The organism is Gammaproteobacteria bacterium (assembly GCA_040183005.1).
Lineage (GTDB): Bacteria > Pseudomonadota > Gammaproteobacteria.
On record JAMPIW010000009.1, the window covers coordinates 21,800 to 35,380 of the forward strand.

A 13,581-nucleotide genomic window follows, 5' to 3' on the forward strand; every position below is an offset into this window, starting at 1 on the left:
ACACGTTGCACCACCGCTGTTTTTCAAGCCCTGGAAAAGGATTACTTTAGCCGAACCCTTCACCGTTGAACAGCGCCCGTGAACCTGATTTTACCCTGGAGATTTGAGAAACCCATACCAGTGGGGACACGGCCAAAAAAGAACCGGCGCGGCGATAAAGAACCCCTGCGCTTGCAAGGCTTGGCGACACCGCAAAGAAACAACGCCGCTGGCAAAAACACCGCGCCTGAATGCCGCCAATTCGCCCAACAAAATAAACACCTTATGAGCGCTCTAACGTAAGAATTAAGGGGCACGCCAACGATAAGGCCGGAACAACGCCCCTGCGCTGATGAAACCCGTGAGCCTAAAAATGCCTCGCCAAGGCGTGTCCCCTTGAATGACGTGTTAGGCCTGGCGTTCCTGAGCACTATATTAGTACCAACGCGCCCGAGAAAAAAGCCTTGTAAGTGCCTTGCGCTTGATGCCACCCGCACAAAAACTTGCCAGGGCTAGAAAGCTGAAAAAGTTACCCAACGCTTGCCAAGAAACAACTCGCCACGGAGCAGCGTGATGTCTGTCCGAGACCGCTGGGCCTGCTCTCTGGCCGCACTTCTTGGCCGGAAATGGACTGAGTGCGTGATGCGACGTGTTACCCCTGCACTGAAAAGTAACTGCTCTTTTCAGATTGCCTAACGCAAAGCTAAACGGCGGCGCAGCCGTCCGCTTGAGCGCCGGGTTAGCCATTATCAATTCCAATTAGTTTAAGAAAATCTTTACCACCTAGTTCTTTGATGTTCTTTGCTGTTGATATAGTTTTATTTAAGCCCTCGATGAATTTGAAATACTTGCTCAAAAGCGCACTTTCTTTTCCAGAGATTGATTTTGAGCGTATTTCCTCTCTGTGCAAAATAATAGAGCCAAGATTTAATTCCACCTCTCGCTGAATACCTTCGATTCCCTTGATTTTGAAAGAAATGATAGCTTGCCTCAGGCCCTCTAAATTTCTAACCAATAGTTCCTTTAATGAATTATCCAATTCCGAATTAAGTATTTGATCAGTTAACTCAGATAACGACTGTTTTATAGAATCGATTTCTTCATTAGGTATTTTCGTATAATTCGTAACCCGATTTAATTTGTCAGAGCAAAACTGAAGCCCATAAATTGTTGGCTCATCTATTTGGTCTTTCCAGTGCTTCCAGCCAGCATCCAAGTTTATATGCGAAAGAACACGCTCTATTTGGGAGAAAGGACGAAGGTATAACTCGTGATTTATATCATTCAACTTTTCTAGTTTTTCTTTTGTTGCGTGAGTAAGCTGAATTAACTCAGCCAACATTTTGAGTATTGTACCCGTGTCTTCTTCGGGAACATCAAACACTTCAGCCCATACTTTTCTTGAAGAGTGAGCCTCGGGCTTCAGTTTTGCCTCATGAAATATGTCATACAAACGCCCGGCTGGTTCAGTTTTTACTTCCATTAATATGTCCCCAAATTTTATTTATGGCTAACGTGAGAATTAAGGGGCACGCCAACGATGAAGCCAGAACAACGCTCCTGCGCTGACGAAACCCGACACCTAAAAATGCCTCGCCAAGACGTGTCCCCTTGAATGCAATGTTGGCCGTCTTAACCTTCAATGAAGTAGTCACTGTCAATTTTCTTCGTTTCATACGATGTGATAGGAGTAACCCCAACATTATGGTCAATCATAAGCTGGGCTAAATGCTCGCCATCTATGAGCACGATCTTTGACTCGATTTTTGCCACGTATTCCCCGGCCTCGCGGGTGAAGTCGGAAGTGGTGATGAAGACTCCTTTCTTCGCGCGGTGACCTTGTAGGGCTCCTGCGAATTTCTGGATTTCAGGCCGTCCAATCGTAGCCTGCCACCGTTTGGCTTGAATATAAATGACATCAAGGCCAAGGCGATCTTCGTTAATGATGCCGTCAATACCTTCGTCGCCGCTGCGGCCAATGGCTTTGCCGGCTTCTTTTCGGGAACCGCCGTAACCCATTTTAACAAGAACGTCGATGACGAGTCTCTCGAAGAAAGACGGGGAACATTCCCTTACGAATTTTAGAAGCTCAGCCGTGAGATCTTCCCTCAGTTTCTGATATGCGGTTTCCAAAAGCTCGCCGGGTGTTTGGAGGGTTTCTGTTTCGGTAGTTTCTGTGGTTTCTTCCCGGTCTTGGTGTTTTTCTCTGAACTCTACGAACTCAGGAAATTGATTCAAGAATTTCACATTAATTTCGGGTGGATTCTTGGACAGAACTTCCTGACCGCGATGTGTTATGCGGAAGTGGCCGCGCCGTGTGGCCTCTAACAAGGCCGCTTTACTCATATAAGAACGTGCCCAGGCAACACGGTTGTCGAATCTCGGTTGCTGCCCGCTCGGCAGCAGTTCATTTTTTTCTGCGTCCGTAAGCCCGAATTGTTCGGACAGGCCATCAATTGCTTCCCGGGAGGAATGTTCATTTCCGTCCGCAGCGAAACGGAGCAGGGGAAGCATGATTGACTGGTAATCAGGTATCGGCATGTTTGGTTTTTCTGCTGTTGACGGCTAACGTTAAATTAAGGGGCACGCCAATGATGAAGCCAGAATAGCGCCCCAACGCTGACGAAACCCGACACCTAAAAATGCCTCGCCAAGGCGTGTCCCCTTGAATGCAATGTTAGGCCTGGCGTTCCTGAGCATTATAGTAGTACTGACTCGCTAAAGAAAAAAGCCCTGGAAATAACCTGCGTTTGATGTCACCCACACAAAAAACCGTAAAGGTGACCATGCCACCAAAGCACAATATTAGGCCTGGGGTTTAGGCGCACTTAGCGGCACACGCTTGTTTTAACTGCCGCTCGCGCTCAGCCACGGCGAGCTGCTTGGCATTACGCTCACCATAACGCAGAACTGAAAATTTGCGTTTGCGACTGGCGCCATGTTCATCAACCCACGAAGCAAGCCAGAACACCACGCGGCGGCCGGTCTTGGGATTGTCAATTTTTTCGTAGCGCCCAACCCCGGGAATGCCGGAAGTGTTATTACGGCGCAAAATCGAGCGTCGCCGAATTTGATACTCGTAAAATGATACTTCCTCCAGAAGTTTGGCACGATAGCTGATAGCAGCTTGTAATGCCTTGCGCTTGCCACCGTATACAGAATCAGAAAACATTTTTATGGTGATTTGACTGTCGCGCTGCACCTGCACCAACCAAGCGTAGGTGCGGTTAGTTTCATTATCAATGCGACGAATATTGCGGAGGCGCTTCATTGTTCCTTGCAGATATGGCCTAACGTAAGAATTAAGGGGCACGCCAACGATGAGGCCGGAACAACGCCCCTGCGTTGATGATACCCGGCACCCAAAAATGCCTCGCCAAGGCGTGTCCCCTTGAATGACGTGTTAGGCCAACGATATTCGAGAACTAGATTAATCAACATGTAATCAATTCCCAATTTATCTCTGTCGAGCTAACTCGATATTGAACACAGCTTTCGCACCCTATTAATTGATTGGGAACTGGATAACGTGCATGTGGGTTATGATAGAAAAAAGTCACCAATCTATTTTGGTAATGTTCGTACAACGTGAGGATACCGCTTAAGTAACTATTTTGTTCGGGGGTAACTGATTTCTTTGGGCCGAAAAAATCAGGTCCAAATGACACAGGAATAGCCGAGTCATGTGAAACTCTGACTGGTACCGTTTGCAGCCCAAACATCGCCGTAAGTACATTATAGTGATTCAGCCTTCCCAAGCCAGCCATTCCAGAATTATTGTAAAGAACCAGAATGGCACTGGTTTTATCGCGTTTCGAGAGTCGCTTGAGTTGCCCGTAAGACTCTTTTATTTTTGCTCTGACGGTTTTCCCTGGTTCCTCCCCATAAGCATCTCCGCAACCACATTCTTCTAACTGCTTAAGAACCTTGATCTCTTCATCGTTCGCTACTATTTCTTTTACTTCGGCATAAACGACTGTTCCATCAATTTTAAGGATGTAGTCAGGTGTCCGCTCAGCTTCCTCTGGTATTCTTGCGCATTTCCACCCCTTTTGGGAACACCAATTTTCCAGTAGTTCTTCGGATATGTTCATAGTTGGCCTAACGTTTGACTTAAGCGGCTGGCCGAAGGCCAGTCCGCTTGAAGGCTGGGTTAGGTTTCAGGGTAAAAGAACTGAGTGCCGTATGGATCGTTTTCAGTGAAGTTGCCCCAGAGAAGCCAGCGAGACTGATCAAGTTCTGCGCTTCCGAAAACCCATAGAGATCCAATATTGAGTTTTGGTATCTCAAGCAAGTTGGGCTCGAATCGACCAGCCTGGTTCAGATGAATTGCCACGGTGAGTCCGTTTGAGTCTGGGTATTTCCCTAAATTTTGCACAAGATCTTGAATTGACGCTTTTGGATTCGTCTCTATTGGCACCACCTCTTTAAGTTGCACGGCAGCGAAATGACGCTCTTCGTGAGTAACCCAAGAAGCAACAAAGTCGTAATCTTGATCTTCTTTGTGAGCAAACCAGACCTTCGCCCCAATTCGTTTCCCTATGCCGTGGCAAAACAGGGCCGCCTCCCTTTGCTCGCGGGAAACCTTTAAAGAATTGGTGCGCAAAGCTTTTACCTTCGGGTCTGCATCACTTAACGCTACTTCTATTTCAAGGTGCCGAAGTCGGACAAGGAAAGACGCCGGGTCAACGAAATTTAAATTTTCCACCGATCGAAGCCAGAGACGATCCATTTTCGAGCCTAACGTAAGAATTAAGGGGCACGCCAACGATGAGGCCGGAACAACGCCCCTGCGCTGATGAAACCCATGGCCTGAAAATGCCTCGCCAAGGCGTGCCCCCTTGAATGACGTGTTAGGCCAATTTTTGCATGTGGTGAAAATCTTGAATGGAATCAAGCTCTCGCTTCTCTATGGCTTGCGCCTTGAAAAGATCGCATCGAATTTGTAAATTGAGCCAAAAGTCTGCTGACACACCGAAGAACTTACCTAGGCGTAGCGCAGTACTTGGAGTTACGCCACGTTTTTGGTTTACAAGCTCGTTGATTCGCTGATAGGGAACATGAATCGCGTTTGCAAGATCACGTTGGCTTATATTCATGGGAACAAGAAACTCATCGCGAAGCATTTCGCCGGGGTGAGTAGGCTCCCTTTTGGTTGGAATTCGAACCATAATTTCACCTCTTAATGGTAGTCGGTTATTTCTACATTGCAGGGGCCTGACTTTCCCCACAAAAAGCAAATCCTATACTGTTCGTTGATACGAATGCTGTACTCAGTTTTTCTATCCCCAGAGAGGCGCTCAAGCCGATTACCTGGGGGAACTTTCAATTCCTCCAGCGATTGAACAGAATCCAATTGGTCCAATTTCCTGGCCGCAACCTGCCAAAGTGTTTGCGGACATGCCTTCCGGGCCGCTTTCGAATTGACGCCGTTGAATATGTCTTCACTTGCTTGATCTTTAAACGACTCTATCATGAAAGCATGATAGCACGGATACTATGCCATGCAAGTGGTTCCGATAGCCTAACGTGAAGCTAAGGGGCTGCGCGCTTTTGCGCAGTCCCGCTTGAGCGTAGGGTTAGACAAACTCATAATTTGCACCCAGAAAGACTTTGCATCAACTGCGCACCTAGCGTTGCCGAATGATAGCAACCCCTATTAACCCACGAATTGGTATTGAGCCAATTTGTGTGTTGACCAACTTTTTCGATAAGCGTGTCGTGCTCAACCAGATACCAGTGTCCGTTGAGTGGGAAGGCCACAAATAACTCTTTGCCTTTGTACTTTTCGTCGATAGTGAGCCTCGATTTCAACTGTACTTTCAACGTGTCGAGCCTGTCTTTGTGGTAGGCGAGAAAATCTGCTCCTTGCCAGTCATCAGCCAACTTGATGCAGTTGAACCCGTAGTCAGCAAGCACCCCTGAAATCTTTTGGAAGTTGAAGATTTCCTTTTGCCGAGGGTTAAGGCTCTCGTAATCAATTTTATTGAGCTGCATAGGCTGAGTTTGTCTAACGTGCGAATTCAGCGGATGGCAAAAAGCGCAGCTTTTTGACGGTCCGCTGGAATGATTGGTTGGGTGTCACTTGAGAGCGCCGCAGCATTTTTTGTACTTTTTTTCGCTGCCACATGGGCATGGCTCGTTACGGCCAATTTTCTTGGATTGCGATGGTTTTTGCTTCGGAGTCGATGCATTTGCAAGTGTTTGCTCGACAACCTGAGACACATTAATTGTTATGTTTTGAGAGGGTTGTGGAGACTGGGTAAGCAACGTGATAACGGCAAGTACCACGCCGAGAAAGCCATAAAGTTCCCCTCGATTCTTCGGCAGGATGTCAGCCAGCGAAGATAGCCCTGGAAGCTCTTGTTTGATTTGTGCCGCAAGTTGCTCGTTTGATTGTTGCTTTGCTTTGGCTTCGTGAATTATTTGAACTAAGCGAGTGAGTTCATTAACGGTCCGTTGGGGTGCAGACAATATCTCTATGGTGTTCCCAATAAAGTTGAAAACACCGTCTGGGACATGTCCCATGCCTCCGCAACTTGGACATGGGCCAGACCTGTTTCCAGATAGAGTTACGTTTGATGCGTTCTCAAAGAAAAAACCGGATGGAAACGCTGTGCCGCAAGTATCACAGAAGGCTGGAATTGATGGCATGAATGCTCCTTATGACACCCAACGCCGAATTAAGGGGCACGCCAACGAGGAGGCCGGAACAACGCCCCTGCGCTGATGAAACCCATGACTAAAAAATGCCTCGCCAAGGCGTGTCCCCTTGAATGACGTGTTAGGCCTGGGAAGGCGCTGCACAAGACGCGCCCACACACCAAAACCCTTGAACGCAACATTAACAGGCCAATGTGACCCACCCCGGCTTGCGTCGCGCCGCATGGCGTGGCGCAAACGGAAAGGGCTACAGCGTAAAATCTGCCCGCAACCACCGCGCCGCTGCCCGCACTCCTTGGCCCGCAATGGAATGGGTGCGTGATGCGAAGAGCACCGTTCTTTTGCCTTGCGCTTGATGCCACCCGCACAAGAAACGTGCTAAAGCATAGAAGCTAAAAAGTTATCCGGCACTGGCACATCATAGGACGGAGTGAAGACTGTCCGCAACCGCTGAGATTGCCCTCTGGCCGTAACCCATAACCGGAGAGAGGACGAAACTCAGTGGGCAACGAAGTAAATACTTCTCGGGCATTCTTGAGCCAGCTTTCCGGAACTTACCCACACACCGAAAAACGAACACGCTTTTCAGATTGCCTAACGTTAAATTAAGGGGCACGCCAACGATGAAGTCGGAACAACGCCCCTGCGTTGATGCAACCCATGACATAAAAATGCCTCGCCAAGGCGTGTCCCCTTGAATGCAATGTTAGAACGCGGCGGTGCAGCGAACGATAAACATGAAAAGAACTCTGCACCTGGCACCGCCACTGTTTTTCAAACCTTCGATAGGATTACTGTACTCGAACCGTTTACCGTTGAACAGCGCCCGTGAACGGGCTTTATCTGACGCGGCTAAAAAAGGCCTTGCTACCGGCGGCGCCGCCCGAAAAGAAATGACGCTGATGGATAGAACTTTTTGGCTGCAAAGCTCACAGGCACCGGAAAGAAATAACACCCCTGGCAAAAACGCTGCTCCTGGCGCCGCCACTGTTTTTAAAACCCTAAATTAGGATTACTGCACCTGCACCGTTTACCGTTGAACAGAACCCATGAACGGGCTTTATCTGACGCGGCCAAAAAAGACTCTGCTACACGCAGCACCGCCCAAAAAGAAATGACGCTGCTGGAAGGGGTGCTTGCTCTGGCAAAGCTCAAATGCACTGGAAAGAAATAACACCATTGGCAAGAACCTAAAACCAAAAGCCACCCGTGTGGCTGATGCCAGACTCTCGCCAACACGCTCGACAGAACTACAGCCTGATGAGCGCTCTAACGTTAAATTAAGGGGCGCGCTTTAGCGCGTCCCGCTTGAATGATAGGTTAGCCATTGGGTATAAGCATCTTTCTGAAGTCTGCAATTTTGTGAGCTTTAACAACAAAACCCAGATTGTTTGGAATCTTGGACAAACTGATAGGGATTTGGGCAAGCGGCACTTCGATGGTTTGGATTTCTCCCTCAGCAACATGTTGAGGGCCAGCAAACAAGACGCCAAGCAGAATGATGCGACCGCCACCAAGGTTTAGATTACCTTTTGCATCAAGGTAGCCGCCTTGGTCGAAGATTAGCACCGGGCTTCCGCTTGACCCTGGAAAACAAGCACAATCAATCACGAATATTGGAAGCCCGTTGTAGTCGTTCTTCGGGTTCGTGGCTGTAATTCCACGCCGTACGATTGGCATGTTGTTCTTTTCATCCCAAATGCCGTTCGGATATCCAATCATGGTTATGTTTTCAAGACCAGAAAGATCGGCAAGTTTCTCGGGTGTGATCAGTAGGTCTTCGCCAATCGGTGGGGCGAAGAATTTGATCCCTTTCGCTTCGGCTTCGTGATAAAGGGGGGCTATTGGGAAAATCGCTAGGTCGACGTTTTCCTCAGGATGCTTTATCCAGAGGCTTTCAAAATTGTCGAGGACAATTCGTTCAGTTGAGCCAAGAATTGGCTCACCCTGTTCGTTGCTCTTTGTCAAAACGAATGTGCCGACTTTTGAATCTTTGATTACGTGTTTATTAGTGACAATAACTGGCACGTGGGTTTTGTCATCGATCTTGAACGAGAAGAAGAACCCTGTTCCGGTGGACGCACGATTTCCAACCAGCGAGCACTCAAGCCGGACAGTGGTATGCATTAGAGTTTCAGCGGGAGTCATAGACTATAAAATGGCTAACGTAGAGCTAAGCCGCGCCGCCACGAACACCACCACGAAGTGCGCCGCTGACCGGCGTCGGCTTGAGTGACGTGTTAGAAGACGAAGCTAACCCAGCTGAAGATACCCAGGCTGTGAATGAAACTGTTTTTTGAAAAGCCACTGACAACCCCCTGTTGTTCACTGATTGGCGCCGCCCCCGAAAGAACCAGCGAAATGCCCCGTGCCAGAGTTGATAGTAACGCCACAGTACGTGGCTGGCCAGTGCAACAAACAACGCCCGATGTGCATGGGGCATTTTGCCCTGACGTAAACAAAAGAACCCGCACACGTTCAGAGCCACGCCACTGAACTGAACACGGCGCATAACGGAGCCACAACCCTTGAACTGTGGCAACGCCCTTAATGAGACGCCGCTGTAAAACCAAACTGACTTCTAACGTAAGATTAAGGGGCACGCCAATGACGATGCCGGAACAACGCCCCAACGCTGATGAAACCCATGACATAAAAATGCCTCGCCAAGGCGTGTCCCCTTGAATGACGTGTTAGGGGCGAATTAACTAACGACATCGCTGATGACCACGCACATAAGTTCCATTTTTTCTATAGTAACCATCGACCCAATGACAATTGCTACCCGAAGAATTTGAGGAAGAGCTGGCAACCGATTCTTTGCATCGATAATGACCAGAAACAAATGTGCCGTCATTTTTTGTATATGGATTAACCCATGAACAACTCCCAGGTTTCAATAGACTAGACTTTGCTGACTCTGGGCATCTGTAATACCCATCACTGTAACTACAGCCAAACTCCGTATACTCACTTGCAGTGTAACCGCCAATTGTCGAGCAGCCACAAAGAAAAAGCGCGACCACAATTATACTAGCAGAAAACCATTTCATACTTTGTACATGCCCTCCATGTGTTAGGGCGCTCTGTGCAACTGGGGCTATTGTGGATACGCATTGAGAATAACTTCTCTATTCTGGCTCTCTTTTACCTCGACTACTTGACCTACCAAGCCGCCTTGCGTTGGGTTGTAGCCTCCGATTTCCCATGTGACTTCCGTGCGGACATAGTACTTTCCGGCTGGAAGATCTTGGAATCGGAATTTCCCATCAGCGTCTGCGGTGGTAGTGCGGCGAGCTTTGAGAAAGCCAGGCGATGGTGGAGTTAGCGCGCGATGAACCCAGAATTTCCCGGCCTTACCCCACCATTCGTTGCCAATCGAAGTGGCGGGATCAAGAGTAACGGTACGTCCAGCAGCCTTGACGACGCCACCGTTTTGTTGAGTAAGAAATGCTTGGCCTGACAGGGTGGCTGAGCCACCCTGTAGATATTGTCCGTACTCTGTCTCAGAGGCTTCTGGTGACATACTCCATTGCGGGAGTGGGACAACCGTCGCGCAGCCGGAGATGCCAGCGAGCAATGCAAGTGCAAAAATAAAAGTCCTCATCGTTTCTCCGAAAATTGGCGTGTGCCCTAACGTGAAGCTAAGGGGCTGCGCGCTTTTGCGCAGTCCCGCTTGAGCATAGGGTTAGAAGGCATTACTGAATTGCGCTCGCTGTTTCGGCACTTAGCTCCAAGATTAGGCTGCGCATCTGCTCCGCTGTAGAGGGATTAACGACGACCGTTATGGTTTGCCATGTACCTGCTCGAATTGTATTTGTTGTGGAAATCTCCACCTGATTTGAGAACGCATCCCATATTTCCTTCCCATAAAAGAGATGTCCTTTCACATTGCTGAAATTGAAGGCATGTGGGTTGCCTATTTGTACAGTGATCCGGTGCCCTTCCAGGTATGGCTCTATCTTTGTGCACGATGCGAAGAAGACAAGTTTGCTTAATTGGAACATGAACTCGTCATATTTCCCTGTATCGCAGTTCAGCGATGCGTACTGAGATGAGACACGCGACTCAAGTGCTGAGATGCGCGATTCAAGTATCTTGACACTGCTCTCCAAGGAGGGAACAGTCTTTTTGCCCGGTTTTTGTTCCTCAGCAATCGCGTTACAGCAGTAGAAAGCGCAAAGCATTAGAAGGACTGACGACATTGCTTTCATTGTTCCCCCGATCTATTAGCCATCTCAAAGTGCTTTCTAACGTTAAATTAAGGGGCGCGCCAACGATGAAGCCAGAACAACGCCCCTGCGCTGACGATGCCCGTGAACCTAAAAATGCCTCGCCAAGGCGTGTCCCCTTGAATGCAATGTTAGGCCGGGGAAGACGCTGCTCAAGATGCACCCACACACCAAAACCCTTTAAAGCAACATTAACTGGCCGATGTGACCCGCACCGGCTTGCGTCGCGCCGTAGGCGTGGGGCAAACGGAAAGGGCTACAGCGTAAATTCTCTCCACAACCCCTGCGCCTCGGCCCGCGTTCCTTCCTCGTGGCAGATTGAACACATGACACGAGAAGCACCGTTCTTTCGCCCTGCACGTGACGCGACCCGTACAAGAAACTTGCTAAAGCAAAAAAAGTAACAGATTACCCAGCACTGGCACATCATATGGCGAAGTGAAACCTGCCCGCAACCCCTGTTGTGTCATCTGGCCGCAACCCATGATTGGGGAGAGTATCAAGCCCAGTGGGCGACGGAGTGAAAACTGCTCACAACCACTAAACTTGATTCCGGCCGGTACCCATAACCGTGAAAAAGATGAAACTCAGCGAGCCACGAAGAAAACACTTTCAGGCATTCTTGCGCCAGCTCTCTGGACGTTACCCACGCAACAAAAAACGAATGCGCTTTTCAGGTTGCCTAACGTTAAATTAAGGGGCACGCCAACGATGAAGCCAGAACAGCACCCCTGCACTGATGAAACTCATGCCCTAAAAATGCCTCGCCAAGGCGTGTCCCCTTGAATGCAATGTTAGGCCGGGGAAGGCTATGCTCAAGACGCACCCACACACCAAAACCCTTGATGCAACATGAACAGGCCGATGTGACCCGCCCCGGCTTGCGTCGCGCCGCATGGCGTGGGGCAAACGGAAAAGGCTACAGCGTAAGCTCTCTCCGTAACCACTGCACCACTGCCCGCGCTCATTGGCTAGCAATGGAATGGGCAAGAGCACCGTTTTTTCGCCCTGCGCGTGACGCGACCCACACAAGAAACTTGTTAAAGCAAAAAAGTAACAGACTGCCCAGCACTGGCACATCATATGGCGGAGTGAAGACTTCTCGCCACACTTGGGCTTGACTGCTGGCCGTAACCCATAACCGTGAAAAAGATGAAGCTCAGTGAGCTACGAAGAAAACACTTTCAGGCATTCTTGCGCCCGCATTCTGGATGTTACCCACGCACCGAAAAAAGAACGTTCTTTTCGGGTTGCCTAACGTAAAGGTAAGGGGCGCGGAGCCGTGCTTTTCGGCGGAGCGTCCCACTTGACCGCCGGGTTAGAGGTTTTCACTTCAATGCTTGCGCCACTGTTGCCAACGCTCCAACTACTGTGGCAATAGCAATAAGTACATTTAGCCAGAAAACCTTCCCAGAAAGTCGGTCATTTGACTCTGAGTTTTTTGCAAGCTGTGATGTAAGTGCTGAAAAAGCTGACTCAATGTCTTCTGTACAACGAACCGTTATTGCGGATTTCTGCTGCTCATGAATGATTGAACCAGGTTGTGCAGCCAATGCCAGCTCGGCAAGAATTTCATTTTTAGTTTTCCCTTCAACATAACCTGCCACAATCAGCCTCCTATTAATTTTTCACTGCGAATCAAATAACTCTCACCAATACCTCTAACGTAAAGTTGAGGGGCGCCGCGCTTTTGCGGCGTCCCGCTCGAACGCAAGGTTAGCCATCTTCAGTATCATTTGGCTACCTCTTTTCAGGTGATATTGTTTTTATCGCCGCTGAAAATTTCGCATGAGCGTCAGGGTCAACTGGCCTGTGCTTGACCTTGGTACTCGCAGGATCCTTTCCGAGAAAATTGTCTCCTTTCCAATTCTTCGACGGCCTGACTGGTCTAGAAACAAATCCGCCGCCACAATTTGGACAGACGTTGCCCAATACTGTGTCAACGCAGTGAGCGCAGAACGTACACTCGTAGGTGCAGATACGCGCATCAAGTGAGTCAGGGGGCAACGCCCGATTGCAATTCTCACAGGTTGGTCTCAGTTCAAGCATGGCATGTCCTTTCTGTGATGGCTAACGTAAAGTTGAGGGGCGCGCCGCTTTTGGCGCGTCCCTCTCGAACGCCATGTTAGGCCTTAATCTTCGATACATGTTCAATGGCCTTGAGCGCACCAGAGAGTAGTGCCTCTTCTCTGTGAAGAATATTTCCCCATTCGGCATCAGTATCCTTTGCAGCCTTGTGTAGGTGAACAAAGTTACGTACCTCATGCATGGCCTTTATGTCCGGCCAAACCTGCGCAACGTCGGGTCTCGGCGCGCCATTCTGTTCCCAAGCCTTGATGACATTGCCAAATGTCCGACGGCGCGGCTCTGCGTTGAGCGGATATTTTCTTGCTTCTGCAAGTGCACGGAGCGCGGCTTCAATGATAGATGCTGCTATCAGTACAGCGGCTTTAACTGCCCCCGCTCTGACTGAGAGACCAAGTTCGTATTCATACGGACGCTGTGTTAGTTGACCAGCCTTGGTATGGCGGAGATTTTCGAGCATGTAGAGATGAAAATTCAGGTACTGTTCCTCTGCGGCGATTGAGTACCTTATGTCTTCATCGGGAAGCTCATGCCACTTAAAAGCCGCCACTGTCGCCAGCGGCTGGATAGTGAACGTTGGATTTTTAAAGTAGAAGTCGGCTGCCATGATGTGTTGAACGCG

General features: G+C 49.1%; 16 protein-coding genes. 1 reads left to right on the forward strand and 15 read right to left on the reverse strand.

Annotation, left to right across the window (positions count from 1 at the left end):
- Positions 1–718 precede the first annotated feature (718 nt).
- The 9 genes from M3A44_15080 to M3A44_15120 all read right to left on the reverse strand — a co-directional run bounded on the left by M3A44_15080 (position 719) and on the right by M3A44_15120 (position 6,633).
- Complete coding sequence (locus M3A44_15080; GenBank protein MEQ6342921.1) at positions 719–1,462, reverse strand: hypothetical protein; 744 nt, start codon at positions 1,460–1,462, stop codon at positions 719–721.
- A gap of 149 nt (positions 1,463–1,611) precedes the next feature.
- Positions 1,612–2,520: a restriction endonuclease gene (locus tag M3A44_15085; protein MEQ6342922.1), complete on the reverse strand. Its 909-nt coding sequence runs from the start codon at positions 2,518–2,520 to the stop codon at positions 1,612–1,614.
- A gap of 277 nt (positions 2,521–2,797) precedes the next feature.
- Positions 2,798–3,250 (reverse strand): AP2 domain-containing protein, encoded by a 453-nt coding sequence (locus M3A44_15090; protein ID MEQ6342923.1) that lies wholly within the window; start codon positions 3,248–3,250, stop codon positions 2,798–2,800.
- A 163-nt stretch (positions 3,251–3,413) separates the two neighbouring features.
- Positions 3,414–4,073 (reverse strand): hypothetical protein, encoded by a 660-nt coding sequence (locus tag M3A44_15095; GenBank protein MEQ6342924.1) that lies wholly within the window; start codon positions 4,071–4,073, stop codon positions 3,414–3,416.
- 59 nt (positions 4,074–4,132) lie between these two features.
- Entirely contained in the window at positions 4,133–4,711 is a 579-nt protein-coding gene (locus M3A44_15100; protein MEQ6342925.1) for a hypothetical protein, read from the reverse strand.
- Positions 4,712–4,832: 121 nt separating this feature from the next.
- Complete coding sequence (locus M3A44_15105; protein ID MEQ6342926.1) at positions 4,833–5,150, reverse strand: HigA family addiction module antitoxin; 318 nt, start codon at positions 5,148–5,150, stop codon at positions 4,833–4,835.
- Positions 5,151–5,161: 11 nt separating this feature from the next.
- A complete protein-coding gene (locus M3A44_15110; protein ID MEQ6342927.1) occupies positions 5,162–5,455 on the reverse strand; it encodes a type II toxin-antitoxin system RelE/ParE family toxin in 294 nt (97 codons plus the stop codon).
- A gap of 113 nt (positions 5,456–5,568) precedes the next feature.
- A complete protein-coding gene (locus M3A44_15115; protein MEQ6342928.1) occupies positions 5,569–5,976 on the reverse strand; it encodes a hypothetical protein in 408 nt (135 codons plus the stop codon).
- An 84-nt stretch (positions 5,977–6,060) separates the two neighbouring features.
- The gene (locus tag M3A44_15120) at positions 6,061–6,633 is read right to left on the reverse strand and encodes an SEC-C metal-binding domain-containing protein (GenBank protein ID MEQ6342929.1); all 573 of its coding nucleotides are present in this window, start codon (positions 6,631–6,633) and stop codon (positions 6,061–6,063) included.
- 746 nt (positions 6,634–7,379) lie between these two features.
- Between M3A44_15120 and M3A44_15125 the strand changes: the two genes are divergently transcribed.
- Positions 7,380–7,652, forward strand: coding sequence for a hypothetical protein (locus M3A44_15125; protein ID MEQ6342930.1), 273 nt, complete (start codon positions 7,380–7,382; stop codon positions 7,650–7,652).
- 310 nt (positions 7,653–7,962) lie between these two features.
- Here M3A44_15125 and M3A44_15130 read toward each other — a convergent pair whose 3' ends face one another.
- From M3A44_15130 to M3A44_15155, 6 genes are all read right to left on the reverse strand, one after another.
- Positions 7,963–8,769 (reverse strand): serine protease, encoded by an 807-nt coding sequence (locus M3A44_15130; protein MEQ6342931.1) that lies wholly within the window; start codon positions 8,767–8,769, stop codon positions 7,963–7,965.
- A 973-nt stretch (positions 8,770–9,742) separates the two neighbouring features.
- Positions 9,743–10,249, reverse strand: coding sequence for a hypothetical protein (locus M3A44_15135; protein MEQ6342932.1), 507 nt, complete (start codon positions 10,247–10,249; stop codon positions 9,743–9,745).
- Between the two features lie 91 nt (positions 10,250–10,340).
- Positions 10,341–10,856, reverse strand: a complete 516-nt coding sequence (locus tag M3A44_15140) for a hypothetical protein (protein MEQ6342933.1) — start codon at positions 10,854–10,856, stop codon at positions 10,341–10,343.
- Positions 10,857–12,202: 1,346 nt separating this feature from the next.
- The gene (locus M3A44_15145; GenBank protein ID MEQ6342934.1) at positions 12,203–12,481 is read right to left on the reverse strand and encodes a hypothetical protein; all 279 of its coding nucleotides are present in this window, start codon (positions 12,479–12,481) and stop codon (positions 12,203–12,205) included.
- Positions 12,482–12,614: 133 nt separating this feature from the next.
- A complete protein-coding gene (locus M3A44_15150; protein ID MEQ6342935.1) occupies positions 12,615–12,923 on the reverse strand; it encodes a DUF1272 domain-containing protein in 309 nt (102 codons plus the stop codon).
- A 76-nt stretch (positions 12,924–12,999) separates the two neighbouring features.
- Positions 13,000–13,566 carry a hypothetical protein gene (locus tag M3A44_15155; protein ID MEQ6342936.1) on the reverse strand — a complete coding sequence of 189 codons (567 nt, stop codon included), beginning with the start codon at positions 13,564–13,566 and terminating at the stop codon, positions 13,000–13,002.
- Positions 13,567–13,581: the final 15 nt, after the last annotated feature.

Coding starts and splice junctions, on each gene's coding strand:
- M3A44_15080 (MEQ6342921.1), bottom strand. CDS start 1,462: ATGGAAGTAAAAACTGAACCAGCCGGGCGTTTGTATGACATATTTCAT.
- M3A44_15085 (MEQ6342922.1), bottom strand. CDS start 2,520: ATGCCGATACCTGATTACCAGTCAATCATGCTTCCCCTGCTCCGTTTC.
- M3A44_15090 (MEQ6342923.1), bottom strand. CDS start 3,250: ATGAAGCGCCTCCGCAATATTCGTCGCATTGATAATGAAACTAACCGC.
- M3A44_15095 (MEQ6342924.1), bottom strand. CDS start 4,073: ATGAACATATCCGAAGAACTACTGGAAAATTGGTGTTCCCAAAAGGGG.
- M3A44_15100 (MEQ6342925.1), bottom strand. CDS start 4,711: ATGGATCGTCTCTGGCTTCGATCGGTGGAAAATTTAAATTTCGTTGAC.
- M3A44_15105 (MEQ6342926.1), bottom strand. CDS start 5,150: ATGGTTCGAATTCCAACCAAAAGGGAGCCTACTCACCCCGGCGAAATG.
- M3A44_15110 (MEQ6342927.1), bottom strand. CDS start 5,455: ATGATAGAGTCGTTTAAAGATCAAGCAAGTGAAGACATATTCAACGGC.
- M3A44_15115 (MEQ6342928.1), bottom strand. CDS start 5,976: ATGCAGCTCAATAAAATTGATTACGAGAGCCTTAACCCTCGGCAAAAG.
- M3A44_15120 (MEQ6342929.1), bottom strand. CDS start 6,633: ATGCCATCAATTCCAGCCTTCTGTGATACTTGCGGCACAGCGTTTCCA.
- M3A44_15125 (MEQ6342930.1), top strand. CDS start 7,380: ATGAAAAGAACTCTGCACCTGGCACCGCCACTGTTTTTCAAACCTTCG.
- M3A44_15130 (MEQ6342931.1), bottom strand. CDS start 8,769: ATGCATACCACTGTCCGGCTTGAGTGCTCGCTGGTTGGAAATCGTGCG.
- M3A44_15135 (MEQ6342932.1), bottom strand. CDS start 10,249: ATGAGGACTTTTATTTTTGCACTTGCATTGCTCGCTGGCATCTCCGGC.
- M3A44_15140 (MEQ6342933.1), bottom strand. CDS start 10,856: ATGAAAGCAATGTCGTCAGTCCTTCTAATGCTTTGCGCTTTCTACTGC.
- M3A44_15150 (MEQ6342935.1), bottom strand. CDS start 12,923: ATGCTTGAACTGAGACCAACCTGTGAGAATTGCAATCGGGCGTTGCCC.
- M3A44_15155 (MEQ6342936.1), bottom strand. CDS start 13,566: ATGGCAGCCGACTTCTACTTTAAAAATCCAACGTTCACTATCCAGCCG.